The sequence below is a fragment of the Butyrivibrio sp. AE3003 genome (genome assembly GCF_000686065.1).
GTDB classification, from domain to species: Bacteria; Bacillota; Clostridia; order Lachnospirales; family Lachnospiraceae; genus Butyrivibrio; species Butyrivibrio hungatei_A.
The window spans coordinates 1707055-1725213 of record NZ_JMLX01000001.1; the positions used below are offsets into that span (position 1 = coordinate 1707055).

15 protein-coding genes are annotated in these 18159 nt (G+C 39.6%); 2 read left to right on the top strand and 13 right to left on the bottom strand.

What is annotated here, in order from left to right:
• Window positions 1–5 precede the first annotated feature (5 nt).
• The 11 genes from CD00_RS0108155 to CD00_RS0108205 form a co-directional block, all read right to left on the bottom strand.
• Complete coding sequence (locus tag CD00_RS0108155; protein WP_185750414.1) at window positions 6–1253, bottom strand: glutamate-cysteine ligase family protein; 1248 nt, start codon at window positions 1251–1253, stop codon at window positions 6–8.
• A gap of 43 nt (window positions 1254–1296) precedes the next feature.
• Window positions 1297–2007: a class I SAM-dependent methyltransferase gene (locus tag CD00_RS0108160; protein ID WP_026655527.1), complete on the bottom strand. Its 711-nt coding sequence runs from the start codon at window positions 2005–2007 to the stop codon at window positions 1297–1299.
• A 150-nt stretch (window positions 2008–2157) separates the two neighbouring features.
• A complete protein-coding gene (locus tag CD00_RS0108165) occupies window positions 2158–2568 on the bottom strand; it encodes a pyridoxamine 5'-phosphate oxidase family protein (protein ID WP_026655528.1) in 411 nt (136 codons plus the stop codon).
• A complete protein-coding gene (locus tag CD00_RS0108170) occupies window positions 2565–3830 on the bottom strand; it encodes a radical SAM protein (RefSeq protein ID WP_026655529.1) in 1266 nt (421 codons plus the stop codon). Before CD00_RS0108170 ends, CD00_RS0108165 begins: the two co-directional genes overlap by 4 nt.
• Entirely contained in the window at window positions 3827–5179 is a 1353-nt protein-coding gene (locus tag CD00_RS0108175; RefSeq protein ID WP_034461900.1) for an ISL3 family transposase, read from the bottom strand. Before CD00_RS0108175 ends, CD00_RS0108170 begins: the two co-directional genes overlap by 4 nt.
• Before the next feature lie 2221 nt (window positions 5180–7400).
• On the bottom strand, window positions 7401–8972 hold the full coding sequence (locus tag CD00_RS0108180; protein WP_081811871.1) for a GH25 family lysozyme: 1572 nt from the start codon (window positions 8970–8972) through the stop codon (window positions 7401–7403).
• Window positions 8973–9017: 45 nt separating this feature from the next.
• Entirely contained in the window at window positions 9018–9524 is a 507-nt protein-coding gene (locus CD00_RS0108185; protein WP_026655532.1) for an O-acetyl-ADP-ribose deacetylase, read from the bottom strand.
• A gap of 28 nt (window positions 9525–9552) precedes the next feature.
• A complete protein-coding gene (locus tag CD00_RS0108190) occupies window positions 9553–10338 on the bottom strand; it encodes a formate/nitrite transporter family protein (protein ID WP_026655533.1) in 786 nt (261 codons plus the stop codon).
• Window positions 10339–10452: 114 nt separating this feature from the next.
• Window positions 10453–11226 carry a type III pantothenate kinase gene (locus CD00_RS0108195; RefSeq protein WP_026655534.1) on the bottom strand — a complete coding sequence of 258 codons (774 nt, stop codon included), beginning with the start codon at window positions 11224–11226 and terminating at the stop codon, window positions 10453–10455.
• 16 nt (window positions 11227–11242) lie between these two features.
• On the bottom strand, window positions 11243–11890 hold the full coding sequence (locus CD00_RS0108200) for an ECF transporter S component (protein ID WP_026655535.1): 648 nt from the start codon (window positions 11888–11890) through the stop codon (window positions 11243–11245).
• Window positions 11891–12154: 264 nt separating this feature from the next.
• On the bottom strand, window positions 12155–12697 hold the full coding sequence (locus CD00_RS0108205; RefSeq protein ID WP_026655536.1) for a glutathione peroxidase: 543 nt from the start codon (window positions 12695–12697) through the stop codon (window positions 12155–12157).
• Between the two features lie 166 nt (window positions 12698–12863).
• On the opposite strand from CD00_RS0108205, the gene coaBC reads away from it, so the two are divergent.
• The gene (coaBC, locus tag CD00_RS0108210; protein ID WP_026655538.1) at window positions 12864–14063 is read left to right on the top strand and encodes a bifunctional phosphopantothenoylcysteine decarboxylase/phosphopantothenate--cysteine ligase CoaBC; all 1200 of its coding nucleotides are present in this window, start codon (window positions 12864–12866) and stop codon (window positions 14061–14063) included.
• 1 nt (window position 14064) lies between these two features.
• On the opposite strand, the gene CD00_RS0108215 is transcribed toward coaBC, so the two are convergent.
• Together CD00_RS0108215 and CD00_RS0108220 are read right to left on the bottom strand one after the other, a co-directional pair.
• Window positions 14065–14592 (bottom strand): hypothetical protein, encoded by a 528-nt coding sequence (locus CD00_RS0108215; protein WP_026655539.1) that lies wholly within the window; start codon window positions 14590–14592, stop codon window positions 14065–14067.
• A gap of 523 nt (window positions 14593–15115) precedes the next feature.
• The gene (locus CD00_RS0108220) at window positions 15116–16096 is read right to left on the bottom strand and encodes a helix-turn-helix domain-containing protein (RefSeq protein WP_026655540.1); all 981 of its coding nucleotides are present in this window, start codon (window positions 16094–16096) and stop codon (window positions 15116–15118) included.
• Between the two features lie 292 nt (window positions 16097–16388).
• Here CD00_RS0108220 and CD00_RS0108225 point away from each other — a divergent pair, with 292 nt between their 5' ends.
• Window positions 16389–18143 (top strand): methyl-accepting chemotaxis protein, encoded by a 1755-nt coding sequence (locus tag CD00_RS0108225; protein WP_026655541.1) that lies wholly within the window; start codon window positions 16389–16391, stop codon window positions 18141–18143.
• The last annotated feature ends 16 nt before the right edge of the window (window positions 18144–18159 follow it).

The following is an 18159-nucleotide window of genomic DNA, read 5'->3' on the forward strand; positions in this document are numbered from 1 at the left end:
TCGTATTACACAATCCCTTTCCGTATAATAGCTTCAATCCAGTTCTCATCGTTATAATGCTCCTGATACCTTACCTTTCTAATTTCCTGAGCAACATTCCCTCTCTCTATATACTCACTAATTTTCTCATCTACCCTCTCTGCAATTTCTATATTTATTTTATTCCAATAGCATAATGATCTATGTAACAATATCTCCAATATCTCTTTAACTGGTTTTTCTACTATATCTCGCCCATTATAGAAATACATCTTTTCATCCATACTAAAATGACACGCACGACGCATATTTTCACTAACAAGACTAATCGGCAATAAATCTTGACATTTATCCTCGTTGTAGAAAATACATCCAATTATAAAAAGCGAACACAAAACATCACGCTCTAACGTCAACTGAATTGGAAGATATCTCAGTTCCAATATTATTTTGGGCGCAGACTCGAAATCAATAACCTTCAGTCTACAAATTCGCCAATTCATCTTCTGACAGGAATATAATACAGTATCATAATTGTCATCCAACTGTATCTGCTCAGATACTTTCCTAATATAATCTTCTATATCTACATAGTATGTAGCCGGTATAGTTGTCCTATTGTCTCTAATTATATACTCATCAAGTTTCCTATCCTCATATCCGTTATTCCAAAGCACCTGTCTAATGTCATCATAGATACTATCACAACCATCCAAAAACGGGCTTGCCGCAACCAAAGCCATTATATATCCAGATAATTCATACGCTCTATTCAATCTATATACTGCTTCCCCCTTCGAAACATGTATATTGATATGCAGTGCTTGAGCTCCTGCAATATAATTCTGCATATGTATATAATCTTTTCCATTTATCCTAATATCTACATACTTTGGTCGTATTCTTTCTATAATATTTAGTCTATCTATATATCTATGCTTGTTGCTGGTTATCTTTATACTATCGACTTTACCTGGGTACATACCTAACCTTACAATATGATGTTTTTCCTCTTCTGCTACTCTTTTTAAATCGTACTCCTTTCCAGAATACTCCTTCATCATATCCTCATATCCATCAACTATCCTAACCGGACTTGTATTAATCTCAACTTGACTACAGCCTAACTCTTTCTTCAAAAAATCTGTCTTCTCTACAATCCTATCACGTATAGTCTCTTCAGCTAAATCCAACCTATCATCCACTAATAGATATTCTGCCTCTAGACCATACGTTCTATTATACTCATCTATATCATCTGATACTGCGTCCATTATCTCCAAATATCGTTTCTGAATATATTGATCAATACTGACGTCACATCTCTGATGTAAGCTCATAATAATATTCCTCGTCTCCATGCACATCAATAATTCTTAATCCTACACGCCCTAGAATAGCTTCAATCTCCTCTCTGCAATACATATATACACTTAGATACTTCTGAGTTATAACATCGTTACCACTCTGAAAATAATATTTATACTTTGCAGTTCTCTCAAATGGATTAGTTCTGAAACTTCCGTACATTGATACTTCTTCCCCATCTATATCGAAAGTTTCTATAAGAACTTTGTTCTTATATCTCAATACTCTATCTTCAATATAAGGAGTGTAATTCAACAGGATCTTTCCATTGAGTTTCAGGCAATCTCTGCAACGTCTAAATAGATACTCCAAATTACATAATCCTACGCACATTGATATAAAGTTGTCTCCAATATGAATTAAGTCATATTTTTCATCTATCCTTGCCTTATATATGTCACCGCATAATGTTGTCACCTGTGGGTACTTTTTTTCAATATACGATATTGCTTCCTTCGAAGAGTCAATGGCAGTTACACTATATCCCTTATTAAGCAACTCTGGTATCTGGTTGCCATAGCCTGTTGCTATATCTAACGTTTTCAACCCTGGATGCGGTTCTAAAATTCTTCCCAGTAAGTCTAATGATTTTCTTTCTTCATGCAAAAAATCATACATATGCCTAAACAATCTACTACTAGTACTTTCTGCATTATGCATCTTATATCACCTTCCACACTATAATTTTCAATAATATTTCTACTAAATGTTCAATAGCCCCCTTTAAATATACCCTGGGTGTCATATAATCCACTCAGGGTATATCATATAAATCTTATAGTAATATATCTATAATCATATATTTATCAATCAAATAACAATTTCTTCATATTCATCGCCTATCTCTGGCATATAGCGAACTTGTCTGGGCGTAACCTTATATAATATATATATATCATTATCCGCACTACTAAACATATTCTTCATTACTGAATTATCTTCAAGAAATCTCTCTCTAATCGATAAATCATCTATCTTCTCCGCTTCACCCGCCACTCTGATTTGACATTTCTCATCACTATAGAATATCTCAACACTATTGCATCTATCTAATTCCCTCACCTTATTAGAAGTGTGAAATGTTGATACATATATACAATCTCCATATATAGTTCCTGCATCTACTGCACGCACTCTTGGTGTTTCTCTATCTAAGTCATATGTTGCAAGATAACCAATACTCACCTTTGAAATAATTTCTTTAATCTCACTATAGTTCATCTTTCTTCTCCTGCCGTATCCAAATTATAGCCAAATCTACTATCACGAACATTTCTCATTATGACAATAGCTTCTTCAAATTTATCTTCTCTTATCTGATAAAAATCATCGACACGATAATCTAACATATCCTCATCTACTAGACTCTTAATCAAAATTTTAACTGCATCATTTTTCTTTTCAATCTCAGTAATATTTAATCCAAAAAGATCTACAACAGTTTTATTCATAACATATCCATATGCATTAAGATTCCCCCAGATTACTTGGAAAGCATTACTATCAAGCGTTATATCCTTTGTTCTATGATGTGGATTTTCAATATACTCCTTAATGTAAGGAGGAGTATATCTAATACTATTATTCCATATTCCTGATGATCCTGGTCCAAATGCCAATAACTCTTCTGACTCACTTATAAAATCCCTTTCATACTCAAAAACTTTATCAGGTAATGTAAATAATGTATTATCTAGGCGTAAATAGCCATACTGTTTTAATAGATTACATGCATCAATATACGCCCTAGTACATTCACTATCAGATAATATAGGTCGTCCTGCATCACAACATGCACTAACATACTTATCTCCTCCAGGATAATTCTTATAATATAGATTCAAAGTAATATGCTCAGGTTTGTATTTTAATGCATTCCTTACATTATATAGAATAGAATCTCTATCCTGTCCTGGAAATCCAACCAATAAATCATAGTTCACTATATCATATTTCAGCCTCTTACATTCATCCAACACCTTACTAATATCTTCAGAATTGTATCTTCTTCCAAGTATTTTCAGCTCATCATCAATAAATGATTGAATTCCAAAACTAACCCTATTAAATCCCTTAGCTCTAAATAGACGTATCTTCTCTGCAGCATCTTTATCTGGAAAAGCTTCATAACTCATAGAATCTATTTCGCTAAACCTATCTTCTCCAATCTTCTCCTTAATTGCACATAGTATTTTTTCAATCGATTCTTCATCTAACAAAGATGGTGTTCCGCCTCCAAATACAAGATTTTTAATTTTCCCTTGCGGAAACTCTGTATTACATATATCTAATGCTACAGCATCAGCATATTTACTGATAAGGCTAAGATTCTGAACCTCATCTCTACTATACTTTGCAGTAAAGTAACAGTATGGGCAACGTTGAATGCAAAAAGGAATATGTATATATATCGAATAACTTTGGCTCTTCAGGGGTAATGGTGGGTGAAAAATGCCATCATCCCCAGCATTTATGCTGATCATGCGCCTCGAGGTTTTCTGTTAGGAAGTGGAATCCTCAAATCCGAGCATACTAAGTAGACCATATCGAGCATGTTTTGGATATTGCGAAAACCATATGCCTTGCGGACGATCAGTTTGATTTTGTTATTAGTAGCCTCAATTCGTGCATTGCTCATACCCAGCCGTATTGCATTGAGTATGTGATCCCTGTGACGTTTGATCTTGAGGTATAGCTCCTTGAAAGCATCAATCCTACTGTGACTTGCCCACCAGAGCCACCGATTAAGAGCGGCTTCTGCTTCGTCAGTATCTTTGATTTTTAAGATGAGACGGAGCGTTTCCTTCATTCGGTAAGCTCGATACAGACGACTGTTATTCTCAGCAATCATGGTAACCCGGTTCTGTTGGTTCTCTGTCAGATTTTCGGGAGCCTTGCCGAGTGCATAAGCTGAGTTTTTGATTTCATCTGCTTTAGCCTTGGCTGCATTCAATATAGCGGCTTCCGGATCATCTGCCTTGGGGCGTCCTTTCTTACGAGGATGTTCTTTGGATAAGCGTGTGAACTCAGCGTAGGCTTCACGCCATACTTCACGGCGAACCTCGTCAAGAGCTTCCATAGCCCATTGTACGACGTGGAAGGGGTCAACACAGCGCTCACAATCCGGAGTGAACTCGTTAACGCATTCCGTGATCCACTTTGCTCCATCTCCGGTAACAACCTTGATGGATGAAAGCTGTTCTGGAGTAAGCTGTTTGTAGAACTTCGTCAGCACACCTTTACCATGCCCCTGTGCTGCCCAAACAACGGTATTTGTATCGTGGTTAACGATAACCGTAATGTACTTGTGACCTTTCTTATAGCTGGTCTCATCAATGCCAATGTTTATAAGGTTATCAAGTCTTCTGGAGCGCTCAGGTTCAATGTCATTCAGAGTTCTGTTTACACAACGCCCAACTGTTTCCCAGTCGATGCGCATATACTCTGATACAACACTGCGAGGAAGATAAACTGCAAGCCATCCGACTGTCAGATCAAAGTCCCGGGTGAATCCGCTTCCTGGATATGCCCAAGGAACATAGGCTGTTACAACACCATGCTCAGGACACTCTATACGATGTGTCCACCCCTCAACCTCTACGAGTGTTGCACCAAAGTCAAGGCTTCTCCAAGTGCGCGGCTGATCTATCCTCTGGTCGTAACGAGGACAGCGTCTGTGGCAGAACGGACAATCATCCTGATGCCATTTATCCGTCCGCGCATGGATTCTGAGGTGGGTAACACCATCCCGATCAAGATAGAAGTTTGCATCTTCTACGATAGCATGATTGACATTGAGCAATTTTTTACATAATGTATTAGCAGAAACCATCTGTGGGTACCTCTGGTATCTCTGTAGTATAGTTTGGACGCTAATACATTACAGAAACACAGATGGTTTTTCAATTGCAAATATACATCAGAGGACTGGCATAGTACCCACCATCATGCCAGAAGCCTCATAACTTTTCATATTATTTTTCCTCCTAGATAATTATGTATTATATTCTTATATAAGATATACTGCCTCTCCCATGAATAGTTGGATCTGCGGCTTTGGCTATAATAATCTCAATCATGCATAACAAGGATTCGTAACTAACTATAACTAATTTAGATTACTTGCTACTCTATAAATTCTTGATTATCATCTCACCAATGTTTAATCTCTCTATACCATCTCGCTTAGCGAATAGAACATAGAAAACACGAATATAACTAAGATAGTCCCGTGTATTCTCACAGTCTTATATTAATACATCTCTATAGCTATCACTTTCTAGCCAATAAACAAATCCCTACCTTCTCGAAATCATCTCTCCTTCCATCCTATACTCCATATCATATACACCTCCTTATCAAATTTATAGCAATCTATTTCTATTAGATGACTATCACTTTAGAAACTTTGGATCTATATCTGCAAAAGCCTCAATTTATTCATAACATGTATATCTCTCAAACATCTAGATACAAAGATGCCACTATTATCATAGACATCCTAACCAGTATTAGTCATACTTGTTTTCTTTCTGTAGAAGCGTATATTTATAACAAATAAACTGCTTACAGATAACGACCAATCTATCCATATAACAATTATTATTATGTAGATAGATACTTATGCCTTTTTACTGCTACCTACTCTACTATCTCCTAGCATATTATTAAGATATGCTATAATATCAATCATGCTTTGAAAAAGTGAAATGATTAAGCAATGCTACTTGACTTATCAAGAATATGCTCAGTTCATATTGCTGAATTATACTTGATTGCTATAACCACACCGTCTCGCTGTCGCACCCGTTATGAATATAGAAATCCATAACTCTATTATGTCTTCCCATGAAGATGTGGAAAGCAAAAAGAATTATTTAGAACAACTACGATTATCATATGTAAAATATGATAATACAACATCTTCTTAGTAAACTACCGTTCTATTTGTTGTGTGTGTTTTTTTTTTTTTCATTCTTGCTTTTTATTATCGAAACATTATTACAACTCATACATCCCAAAAGACTGATAGTTCACTATTTCACTACTCTAACACCCACGTCTCCAGAGTAGTGCCTTAGTTGACTTGGTTATAACATTAAACGCATAATATTATATCTGCCATAATTTCACATATATCAAAAATCTCTGCCACTAACTAGACATCGTTGTTTCTACTGCATTCTCATAATTGTTTGTACATAAATTAAAAAGCAAGCATCAAATAATCCGCCTACAATCTAATCCATTACTATGGTCAACTTTAGAAAGCTTAATAAAACTATATATTTTTTAAAGGAGGATAGGTGTTGGATTAAATTACACACATGATGTTCGTACAGCTCAGTGCGCTTAAATTGTTCATAAGTGTCTCCCTAAGAATCAAACTGCCAAAAATCGGCTATAAAACGGGATTAGTGAAAAGTAATAATAGATTAGTTATATTAATTTTGTATTTTCAATAATGCGCCACCGTAGTACTTCCAATCTAAAATTTTAAAGTACTACCTCCGTGAGATCTAAATCTTAAATATATATGAAACATGATTAATCAACTTTCTCTTGGTATGTCAATCCTGTTATTCTTAACAACAACGAACTAAAATTCGCAAGCTGGCTGTCCCTCGAAGAGATTGAACTCCAGCCGCTTGAATACAGCCTTACCAATAAAATGATGAAGGTATTTAAAGAAGGAGCTGTGCAATTTTTGTACACAGCTCCAAAGCCATCCATTTAGAAATGTAGATATTTCACCGTAAGGCAATAAGGCGGTTTTTCGCAGTATTTAAGTATGTTGCCATATTCAAGAGCAATAAAAAGACTTAAGTTTTCATTCTGTTCTCGCTCCAACTGTTTGAGCCCATTTATGAGGCGAGTTTTGGAGCGAAGAATGAAAGCTTAAGTCTTTTTATGCCTTGAATATCAACATACGTGGCAACAAGAAAAACCGCCTTATTGTCTCACGGTGAAAAACAACAACCTCCAAACGGATGACTTTGAGATAGGGCGTGAAAAAGGCTATAACACTAACTTGTGCTACAGCCTTTTCTATTTTATTCCACCACTTTAAGCAAGCTGCTTACGCAGTAAAGTGTCTGTCCGTTATACTCAACCCTTGACCAGCCGACATCATTATTGATACCTGTTCGGGTAGCGTTCTCACCTGCTTTGAGCGTTGCTGCAACAGTTGCATCGGGATCGGTAACACTGGGCTTCGTTCTGAGGTTAGCCTCTTCTTTGGCTGTTACCGTCTCATTGCAGGAAGCAAACTTAGTCTTAAGTCCCGAGTTATCTTCTGCAGGCTGAGTTGCCGACTGCTGCTTTGGTGCACTTAAGTCGGTCGTCAAAAAGCTTGATACCGCGTAAAGATTCCTGCCGTTATAAGTAACCCTTGACCAGCCGCTCGAACTTACTCCCGTGCGCTGCGCTGTCTGGCCGTTCTGAAGCGTCTCAACAACATTACTGTCTGCTCCCTGGCTCGGCTTATCTCTTAAATTCGTCACGCTCTTAGCTGTGACTGTTTCATCCACAGGATCAAACTTCATAAGTGCTTCAACATCGGCAGAAGCAACTTCTCTCTCAGAAGTATCTTTTGCGGTCTCAGTTCCGTCATATCCAAAATATGCTACGTCTACGTCAACCTTCTTGCTGATTCCGTCAACGTCACCCTGATTGGTATACTGCCACATTGCGCACTGACCGCCGTAAGCAGGTCCCTTTGCAATATTTGAAGTATCCTGGTTGTACCATGCCATCCAGATCTTATAAGACTTCTCAATCTGTGATGTATTCCACTTCGCATCCTCGGCAAGTTCTCCCTTTGATGCGTAGAAAATAGGCGTATATCCTGACTTGTGTATCTGCTCAAGGAATGCGATCGCAATATTACTTCTATCGTCCTTGGTAAGATTAAACTGTCTGCTCGTCTCTTTTTCAAAGCCCTCGCAGTTATATCCTACGGGATATGTGATCGAATATTTTGCGATATAATCTTTTACCCAGTTAGCTTCTTCTATCGCTTCGTCCTTGGTTACAGCTGTGGAAAAAAAGTATGCTCCGACCTTAATACCGTTTTTCTCAGCTTCCTGCATGTTGAACTTTGCGTTGGTATCCGGCTTGATCTCCCCCGATGCAGAATCTCTGTAACCGACTCTTACCATGGCAAAATCAATTCCTGTTCCCGCAACCTTGGCCCAGTCGATAGTTCCCTGGAACTTTGATACGTCTATTCCGTAAGTCACCTTGGAATTCTCACCGACACTGCTTGCACTCACAAGCTCTTTGATATTGACATTTGCTCCCGTCTCCTTTGGTGCCGTAGTCTGAGGATCCGTTGCAGCCGGTTCTTCCGAAGATGCTTCTGTTGCTGCTTCTTCCTCTTCAGAAGCTTCCGTAGTAGCCTCAACAGCAACCTCCTCTTCGGGAACTGATTCCTCGACCTCTGCTATATCAAGTTCTTCCTCTTCATCCTTTGAACCCTTAGACAACAAAGAGCCAAGTAAAATACCTACAATAAGTAAAAGAATCGCTCCGCCCGCGATATAGATCTTTATAAGATCCTCTTTTCTAAGACCTTTTCCCCTGCGATTTTTTCTGCCCCCTGCACTTTCAAAACTATTCTTCATATATGCTCCTATACTTTCAGCGTGATGTTAGAATAAAAAGTTACATCAGTTACCGATTACCGATTGATAAACTTCATAGTCGTGTTCCGAGAAGTTTACTATCGTTATCTTCAAATCATACTCCGGATTTTCCGAAAGCCATGTCGTTATCGCATTAAGCGCCGTTTTTGCGGCAGCTTCTTTGGGATAACCGTAAACTCCCGTAGAGATTCCGGGAAAAGCGATGCTGTGAACATCATTTTCTTTTGCCAGCGAAAGCGAATTATAGTAGCAATTATACAGGTCAGTCTCGTCGCTCTCTGTGCCTGAATAAATCGGTCCGACCGTGTGAATAACATATTTGGCGGGAAGATTGTATCCCTTCGTAATCTTCGCTTCGCCAGTTCTGCATCCGTTAAGCCCTCTGCACTCGTTAAGAAGCCCGGGGCCTGCCGCTCTGTGAATCGCACCGTCTACTCCACCGCCACCAAGAAGGCTTGAATTGGCGGCATTTACAATGGCATCAACTTTAAGTTTTGTGATATCTCCAACGTAAAATTCAATATTTTTCATTTTCAATGTCCCTCAGTGAAACAAAAGGTCAATCCTTCTTAAGATAGATCAAATGGTAAGCCGCACCTACGCAGATACCTCCGCCTACGATATTTCCGAGCGTTACAGGTATAAGGTTGGTGACAAAAAATCCCAAAACAGACAGTCCGTCTGCAGGAATACCATGAACGTATGATGCAAGAAATCCTGCGGGAATAAAGTACATATTGGCAACGCAGTGCTCAAATCCGCAAATAATAAAGAGCATAACGGGAAGCCAGAGCGCAAACACCTTGCCGGCAAGCTCATCTGCTGCAAAAGAGCACCAAACAGCCATGCATACAAGAACGTTGCAAAGGATTCCGCGTAAAAAAGCATCCCCAAATGAAATGGTTGATTTTGTGACAGCTGTTTTTACCACCTGAGTTGCAAGATTGCCGTCATTAAATGAATATATATGGCTAAATGCAGCAAGTGCCGCGATCAAAAAACCTCCGACCATATTTCCGATATATACGATTATCCAGTTTCTGATCATTCCTTTAGCTGTAGCTTTCTTAGATAAAACAGGGATTGTAATAAGACAGTTTCCTGTAAAAAGTTCAGCTCCTCCAACAAGCACCATAAAAAGACCGATTGGGAATACAACAGAGCTGATAACCCTTGCGCTTGACGGATCTGCTGCGCAGCTTGATGCAATCTGACTTCCGAGACCGCCGAGTGCTATAAAAGAGCCCGCAAGAATGGCAAGCATAAAAGTTTGCAAAAATTTTCCTTCTGTCTTTCCCTTTCCGACTACTTCATACTTTGCTGCTATCTCTGCAGGTGATTTCATTATAATTTTCCTCCAAAAAAACTTTTCTTCATAATTCGACTATCTGATTATAGACCTCTTTTGCCATATTGAAAAGAAGCCGCACCCTGTTTTTTTCAAGGTACGGCTTCTTAATTATCTGTTCCTATTATATACCGTCAAAAGCCCGCGCATCAGTAGATCCGGATCTCTTATAACTTCCGCGTCCATCCACTCTGCTACAGCTTCTGACCATCCCCCTGTTATGACAACCTTTAAGTCATCAAAACCTTGCTCCTTAATGACTTTTTTTATCAGCCCCGTGAGCATTATTCCTGTTCCTGCCACGGCTCCCGATATCATATTCGATTCGGTATCCGTTCCAAGAAGCTTATCTGTCTTACGTGCAGTAAGTTGTGGGAGTTTCGAAGTTCTCTGTGCCTCTGCATCAAGCGACAACTGAACTCCGGGACATATCATCCCCCCTACGAGTCTTGCTTTCTCATCAGCAACCGTTACTGTCGTACATGTTCCCAGATCACATACCATTACAGGGCATCCATACTCTGAAACTGCAGCCGCAAGATCTGCAACCCGATCAAATCCCAAGCAGGAAGTGTCATATCTTGATACGTCTATTCCTGTGTTCATTGTGGTGTTTGGAATCATTGCATCTTTACCTGTTATCTTCTTCAGTGCCCCTGCTGCCTTATCCGTCATCTCAGTGACAACGCTTGATAAAACTGAGCCGTCAAATGATCTGTCTTTTAATCCTGCCTTACTTATCAGGTCTGCAAATCCTTCCGCAATCTCATCTTCAGAAAAATCCCTGTCAGACTTAAGTCTTCCAAGTTCTCTATATTCAGATCCGTCAAAAAAACCTATGACAATATTTGAGTTACCGATATCTACAGCCAAAACTCCGCTCATGAAAATCGCCTTTTAATTAACCCCTGTGAAGTGCCTTGGAAAGTACCATTGCAAGAGTGCCTCCCAAAACGCATCCGACAACAGCCTCAATTGCTGCCTGAACGCCTACCATTCCGATAACGAATGCCATAGGTGTTGTAGCATTGTAATTGGCTGCAAGTCCCTGTACAAATTCAGTATTAAAGAAGAACAGGCAAAGTGAGCCCATGAAGAATGCCGTATTAAGAAGAGGCATAAGGGCGCCTGTTATATAGTAGGAAGCTGTCTTGAGCTTGCCCTTGTGTATAAGATTATAAACAAATGATGTAACCGCTGCATCAAGAAATCTTGCAACAACCGCTGTCACAAACACTCCGAAAGGATTGATGTTAAAGAGTGTTGAAAGAAGTCCGCTTGATCCGTTGAGCGCACCGATAAAACTGTTGATACCAAATGCAAGACCACAGATAATGCCTGCAACAGGTCCAATCAGCATAGATGCAAGTGCAACCGGAACGGTTACGATTGAAACTTTCAATAAAGGTGTGGGAATTGTGCCTAAAAAAGTGTTACCCATGATGATGGTAACGGCAACAAGAAGTGCAGTCTCTACCATGTACTGCGTCTTTTTGCTCAGTCCGCCTAACTCCTCAGTCTTGCGGCTAAGTGATGATGTACTATCCATTTTTAATTCTCCTTAAATAATGCTGCAGTTTCAGTTCCTACTAAATACCGCGCACCATAAATATATCACAGAAAAGTTTTTTTGCAAGCAGAAAAAAATGTACCGAATTTTAATACAAAAAATCTCATCGGACGGGAGATATGTAATCCGATGAGATTTTTTATGAGATTGTAATGAGATAATATATTATAAAAAGCCTGTAAAAGCTTCTTATAAGCTGTTTTGTTTCTTTTATATTATATACTTTTCTTTACATTAGTCGCTTCAGATGAGCTTCTCTACATAAGCCGCTACATCTTCCATCTTCTGTGTAGGCTCAAAGCGGGCAACGACATTGCCGTCTCTATCAATGACAAACTTAGTGAAATTCCACTTTATATCAGGGTTATTCTTGTAATCCTTATCAATTTTCTTAAGCATTACATTCATAGCCAGTGCAGCTGCGCCCTTACCGAATCCTTCAAAGCCTTTCTGCTCCTTCAGGAACTTGTAGAGTTCAAGCTGGTTTTCGCCGTTTACATCAGATTTTTTCATCTGAGGGAACTTTGTATTGTAGTGAAGCTGGCAGAATTCATGGATTTCCTCATCGGTTCCGGGTGTCTGTCCCGCAAACTGGTTGCAAGGAATATCGAGAACCTCAAATCCGTTATCGTGAAACTTCTCATACATAGCCTCAATATCCTTGTAATGAGGTGTGAATCCACATCCTGTAGCGGTATTAACAACAAGAACAACTTTTCCTTTATATGCATCAAGCTTAACTTCATTGCCCTGAGCATCGGTTACCGAATAATCATAAAATCCCATGATATTACCTCCGTTTTGAAACAATGTTAATGGTTTTTTGTTTTGATTTAATAAAATTATATTGTATGCAATCTAAAATGTCAACAACTTTTTTCCATACTTTACATTCCTCACAAAATCGCGGTATACTCAAAGCGAATTTACTGATATTGTGATTGGAGAAACGATGTTAAAGGGAAAAAATGTAGTTCTGGGTGTTACGGGCGGAATTGCCGCATATAAATCAGCAGATCTTGCTTCAAAGCTCATAAAAACACATGCAAATGTAGATGTTATCATGACAGAGAATGCGACAGAGTTTATAACTCCGCTTACATTCGAAGCACTTACTCATACAAGGTGCATCACGGGCACTTTTGAAAGAAATCATCCTATGGAAGTTGAGCACATCGCACTTGCGGACAAAGCAGACGTACTTGTAATTGCTCCCGCAACTGCCAATTGCATCGCAAAGCTTGCAAACGGAATCGCAGATGACATGCTGACAACAACAGCTCTTGCATGCACCTGTAAGAAGATCATCGCTCCTGCCATGAACACCAAGATGTTCGAAAATCCCATAACACAAAAGAATATAGAAACTCTTAAAAGCTACGGCTATATTATAGTAACTCCGGGCGAAGGTTTCCTTGCCTGCGGTACTGTCGGAAAAGGCCGCATGGAAGAACCTGCAAAGATCCTTGATGAGATAATATATGAAATAGCCTGTCCCAAAGACATGGAAGGCATAAACCTCCTTGTTACAGCAGGTCCCACAAGAGAAGCACTCGATCCCGTCCGCTATATCACCAATCACTCTTCCGGCAAGATGGGCTACGCCATTGCTACCGCTGCCGCACGCAGAGGTGCAAATGTAACTCTCGTATCGGGAAAGACCAATCTGGAAGTGCCTTCTCACCTTAATTTCGTGAGCATCACTTCCGCAAAAGACATGTATGAAGCCGTTACACAAAGAGCAAACGATCAGGATATCATCATCAAAGCCGCTGCAGTTGCTGACTACACTCCCGCCAACTACGTAGATGACAAAATAAAAAAGGGTGCTCAAAAAGGCGACTTTGCGATTCCGCTTAAGCCCACCAACGATATACTTGCGTATCTTGGAAAAAACAAAAAGAAAGGCCAGATATTATGCGGCTTTTCAATGGAGACAAAAGACCTTCTTGAAAACTCAAGAAAAAAACTTGAAAAAAAGAACCTTGATATGATCTGCGCCAACAACTTAAAAGTCGAAGGCGCAGGCTTTGAAGTAGATACAAACGTACTTACTCTTATAACATCGTCCGATGAAAAAGAACTCGGAATCATGAGCAAAACAGACGCAGCAAATGTTCTTTTATCGGAACTTTTAAAAATGCGATCATGATTTAATTTACAAATATATTTTCTCTGTTCTTGAAATAGATATTATTTACAAAGATCATGATCACACCGACAACCGTACTTGCAACCATAGTTGTAATTTTACCATTCGATGAAAGCGCAAACGCGATAGCAATCAGATTAACCACCACAACCAGTGAATATGCGATAAGCACAAACTTTCTTGCATCTCTTTTTCTCTTAATAATCTTGATTGCTGCAATAAAGTCGATGGCGCCTGTTATTAAGAAGAGAATCGCAAGCACCATATATGTAGAAGACACTCCGGTCAGCGCAAAACAGCCAAGTCCTGAAACAACATTGGCAAGTCCTCCAAGCCACAACGCAAAATATCCAAGGAAATCTGCCCACTTAGTTCCAAGTCTTGGCTCTGTCTGAACATTCTGATAAGCACCATTCTCCATCATCGGCTGCGAAACCACCTGCTCATTCCCCGTAAGCGGCGTCTGACAACTCGGACATATAGCAATCCCATCTTCAACCATCGCTCCACATCTGTTACATACTCTCATACGAATCCTCCTCATGTAAGTTTAAGTTGTTATACGAAAGCCCATTCGATAACTCCATGACCTATCTTACCGCCGGCCATTCCGAATTATTTTTTGTATTTCCGATAATTCTTCTACGCTATATTAATATGCTACCATACCTATTTCCCTCAGAAAAGCAATTCTTACAACATTCCGCTACTTTTCGTATTTTTATTCATATCCATAGCAAAGCTTTTTTCTATATAAGAAAAGCAACTACCCATTATTGCACTCAGAAGAAGTACTGCCGTATCCTGTGCGTGCAAGGAGGGCATATTGGTTATTTTTTAGTCTTTGAGTATTTTGCCATATTCATGAGTATAAAAAAGTAGAACTGCTTGTTCCGCTTTCGCTCCACCTGTCTGAGCCCATTTATGGGCGAGTTTGGAGCGAGGAACAAACAGTTCTGCTTTTTTATGCCATGAATATCAAAATACGAACCCACTAAAAAATAACCAATATGCCCTCTTGCACACACAGGATACGGCAGTACTTCCCCCTTTTACTTATCACGCACAGCCTTGATGATCCCTGCGATAGCTCCAAAGAGTACGGCTGCAACAGGCCAGATGATCCATGTTGTTTCCCACTTATCGGTCAAAAAGCTTACTCCAAGGAATACAGCTACGATTATAGGCCAGTATATTGATGCAACCTTACCTGTAATCTTATTAAGTCTTTTTCCGCTCGGAGTATAGTCCTCTTCCTGAAGCACCTTATTGCATGCATCAACAACCGCATTTCCCCGGATTATCATATTTACACCGACAGATACCATGATAAGAAGCACGCCTACCATAAGACTTGTAAGCTCTCCGCCGGAATTCATCATACTTGTTGCAAGAAGCGGCACACAACTAAGGATGCACATAATAACACCAACTGCGATAAAGCTGCTCTTTCTCTTTTCAAGGCGGGATTTCTTTTCCCTAAGCATGCCGTCTACGCCGTAAGCAGTGTCAATCTCCTCTTTTTCAATATACTCAAAAGGCTTAAGGTCTTTGTCTGTTGTAATAAATATAAATACACCTGCCGCTACCATGAACAAAAGAATCACTATTCCGCCGACACTTGCGATATTATCGGAACACTTTCCATACTGACTGAGAGTTGAAAGTGCCATCATTACCGCAGGAGATGCTATACAAAGAGATACGCCAAGCGCTATGAACGGATTGGTTCTTTCCACCGCATCTATATATGATGTTGCGGTTTCCATTGTCACAAGCTTTTTGGGGCTGTAATCTCCCTCATATTCCGTAAGTTCGCCGTCGCCTGCCTGCTCAATCTCATCTTTTAATAAGTAATCCGTGCTGACGCCAAAAATCTTGGACATCATAAGTATTCTGTTAAGATCGGGTGTCGACTGTGCACTTTCCCATTTTGAAACAGCCTGTCTTGATACTTCAAGTTTATCTGCAAGTTCTTCCTGAGATAATCCAAGTTTTTTTCTTTCATTGATAATCTTATCCGCTAAAATCATTTTCTTTTCCTCCAAATTTTTTTCGGTTACTTGTTATGGGTAAAGATTACAAAAAACCACGGTTGCAATCTATAAAGTCTACTTTGAAATTTGTCAACCGACAGTTGCATATAGCGCAAATAGTGGTGTAGGGGCATCTTTCTCTTTTCCGGAATCTGTACCAAATCTGTATAAATAATAAAACAATAAAAAAAACAAAAATTACTTTTACATCTATTGATATCATAAAAAAACGATGATAATGTGAAATTATAACAACATAAAATCTCATCCCCCTTTAAGGAGGCACCATATGATGAAAAGTCTCAGAACCAAAATTCTTTCTTGTTTCTTCCTTTTAGCCTTAGTTATGGTAATAGGCGTAGTTCTTATTGCAATAAGTTTCCAGGACGCCGTCAATGCGGCAAACACCATGTCAGGCACATATCTGTCCATCGAAAGAGACTTTGGAGACGCCAATACCAATCTGCAGAACCTGGTAAAAAGATTCTTTCTTGTCCAGGCAATGGCTCCGACAGGCGCCTTGGATACAGATGACGGTGTCGCATCAATGGTGGATCCCGGCAAACCCGAGCAGGAAGCATTGCAAGCTGCCCTCGACGATCTGGGTGTTCAGGTTCAAAAAGTAAACGATCCGGATTTTTCTGCAGAATACGAAACAATGAATTCAGCAGGAAATCTTTTCCTTTCCACATATAAAGAAATGGAAACAATGTTCTATGCAAAAAAATTCTCAGAATCCTATGACCTTTATTTTGCAAACTGCCACGAAGCAATACTTACATACGAGGACAATGTCACTCTTATGAAAGAACAGCTTCAGGCTCTCGTAGATAAAAACACCGCAACCTTAAAGGCGGCTGAGAAAAGCGTTCACAAATCTATTATAATAGGTTCCATCCTTTCCACAATTGTAGCTGTGATCGGAGTTTATGTAGTAAACAAGACAATTTCTCCTTTGCGTGCAGCTTCAATAGAACTTGACGAAATACTTTCCGCTATGAATGCAGGAAATGCAAATCTTTCACGTCGTATCAAAAATAGCTCAACAGACGAAGTCGGAGTACTTGTTTCAGGAATAAACAATTTCCTTACGACCCTTCAGGATATTATCGTAAAGATAAAATCCGAGTCGGGACATATTTATTCATCTGTTGAAAATACCGTCGGTCTGGTAAACACTTCCAAAGAAGATGTCAGCAATGTATCCGCAGTTATGGAAGAACTTACGGCAAGTATGGAGACCGCAAACAATACGCTTATTTCTCTTAATAACGGAGCAAAAGATGTAAATACCGCTGTCGGACAGGTTTCCGATCAGGTTGCAGCCGGTAACCAGCGCGTATCGGATATCAAAGATCATGCAACAGTCATCCGCGAAAACACCGAAAAGAAGAGAAACTCCACAAACGAGATGGTTTCTTCCATAAAAGACGGGCTTGAAAGCTCTATCGAAGACAGTAAGAACGTTGCACAAATCCAGACTCTTACAGAAGATATCCTCTCCATCGCTTCGCAGACCAATCTCCTTGCTCTCAACGCATCCATAGAAGCTGCAAGAGCAGGCGATGCAGGAAAAGGATTTGCGGTTGTTGCAGATGAGATCAGACAACTTGCCGAGCACAGTAAAGATACCGCAAACTCCATTCAGGAAATCAGTAATCAGGTTATTTCCGCAGTTGAATCACTTGCAAAAGATTCAAACGAGATGCTCACATATGTAAGCGAATCGGTACTTGCGGACTACGATGAATTTGAAGATGTTGCACAGCAGTACTATCAGGACGCTGAGGATATCAACCAGGTACTTAAGTCAGTAAACGAAAACACTGTTGTCCTCAACAACACAATCGGTGAAATGGCAGAACAGATTGACAACATCTCACACGTTATCAGCGACTGTACAACCGGAGTTTCAGATGCAACAGAAAGCACTACCGGAATCCTTGCTTCCATCACTACGATTCACGATGATTCCGAGAGTAACAGAGAAGTATCTGAACGTCTTCAGGAAGAAGTTAACCGCTTCTCTTCCTCCGAAGAATAATAAGAAGACTTATAGA

Excerpts from the sequence above, each read along its gene's own strand:
- CD00_RS0108155 (WP_185750414.1), bottom strand. The coding sequence starts at position 1,253 with ATGGACGCAGTATCAGATGATATAGATGAGTATAATAGAACGTATGGT.
- CD00_RS0108160 (WP_026655527.1), bottom strand. The coding sequence starts at position 2,007 with ATGCATAATGCAGAAAGTACTAGTAGTAGATTGTTTAGGCATATGTAT.
- CD00_RS0108165 (WP_026655528.1), bottom strand. The coding sequence starts at position 2,568 with ATGAACTATAGTGAGATTAAAGAAATTATTTCAAAGGTGAGTATTGGT.
- CD00_RS0108170 (WP_026655529.1), bottom strand. The coding sequence starts at position 3,830 with ATGATCAGCATAAATGCTGGGGATGATGGCATTTTTCACCCACCATTA.
- CD00_RS0108175 (WP_034461900.1), bottom strand. The coding sequence starts at position 5,179 with ATGGTTTCTGCTAATACATTATGTAAAAAATTGCTCAATGTCAATCAT.
- CD00_RS0108180 (WP_081811871.1), bottom strand. The coding sequence starts at position 8,972 with ATGAAGAATAGTTTTGAAAGTGCAGGGGGCAGAAAAAATCGCAGGGGA.
- CD00_RS0108185 (WP_026655532.1), bottom strand. The coding sequence starts at position 9,524 with ATGAAAAATATTGAATTTTACGTTGGAGATATCACAAAACTTAAAGTT.
- CD00_RS0108190 (WP_026655533.1), bottom strand. The coding sequence starts at position 10,338 with ATGAAATCACCTGCAGAGATAGCAGCAAAGTATGAAGTAGTCGGAAAG.
- CD00_RS0108195 (WP_026655534.1), bottom strand. The coding sequence starts at position 11,226 with ATGAGCGGAGTTTTGGCTGTAGATATCGGTAACTCAAATATTGTCATA.
- CD00_RS0108200 (WP_026655535.1), bottom strand. The coding sequence starts at position 11,890 with ATGGATAGTACATCATCACTTAGCCGCAAGACTGAGGAGTTAGGCGGA.
- CD00_RS0108205 (WP_026655536.1), bottom strand. The coding sequence starts at position 12,697 with ATGGGATTTTATGATTATTCGGTAACCGATGCTCAGGGCAATGAAGTT.
- coaBC (WP_026655538.1), top strand. The coding sequence starts at position 12,864 with ATGTTAAAGGGAAAAAATGTAGTTCTGGGTGTTACGGGCGGAATTGCC.
- CD00_RS0108215 (WP_026655539.1), bottom strand. The coding sequence starts at position 14,592 with ATGAGAGTATGTAACAGATGTGGAGCGATGGTTGAAGATGGGATTGCT.
- CD00_RS0108220 (WP_026655540.1), bottom strand. The coding sequence starts at position 16,096 with ATGATTTTAGCGGATAAGATTATCAATGAAAGAAAAAAACTTGGATTA.
- CD00_RS0108225 (WP_026655541.1), top strand. The coding sequence starts at position 16,389 with ATGATGAAAAGTCTCAGAACCAAAATTCTTTCTTGTTTCTTCCTTTTA.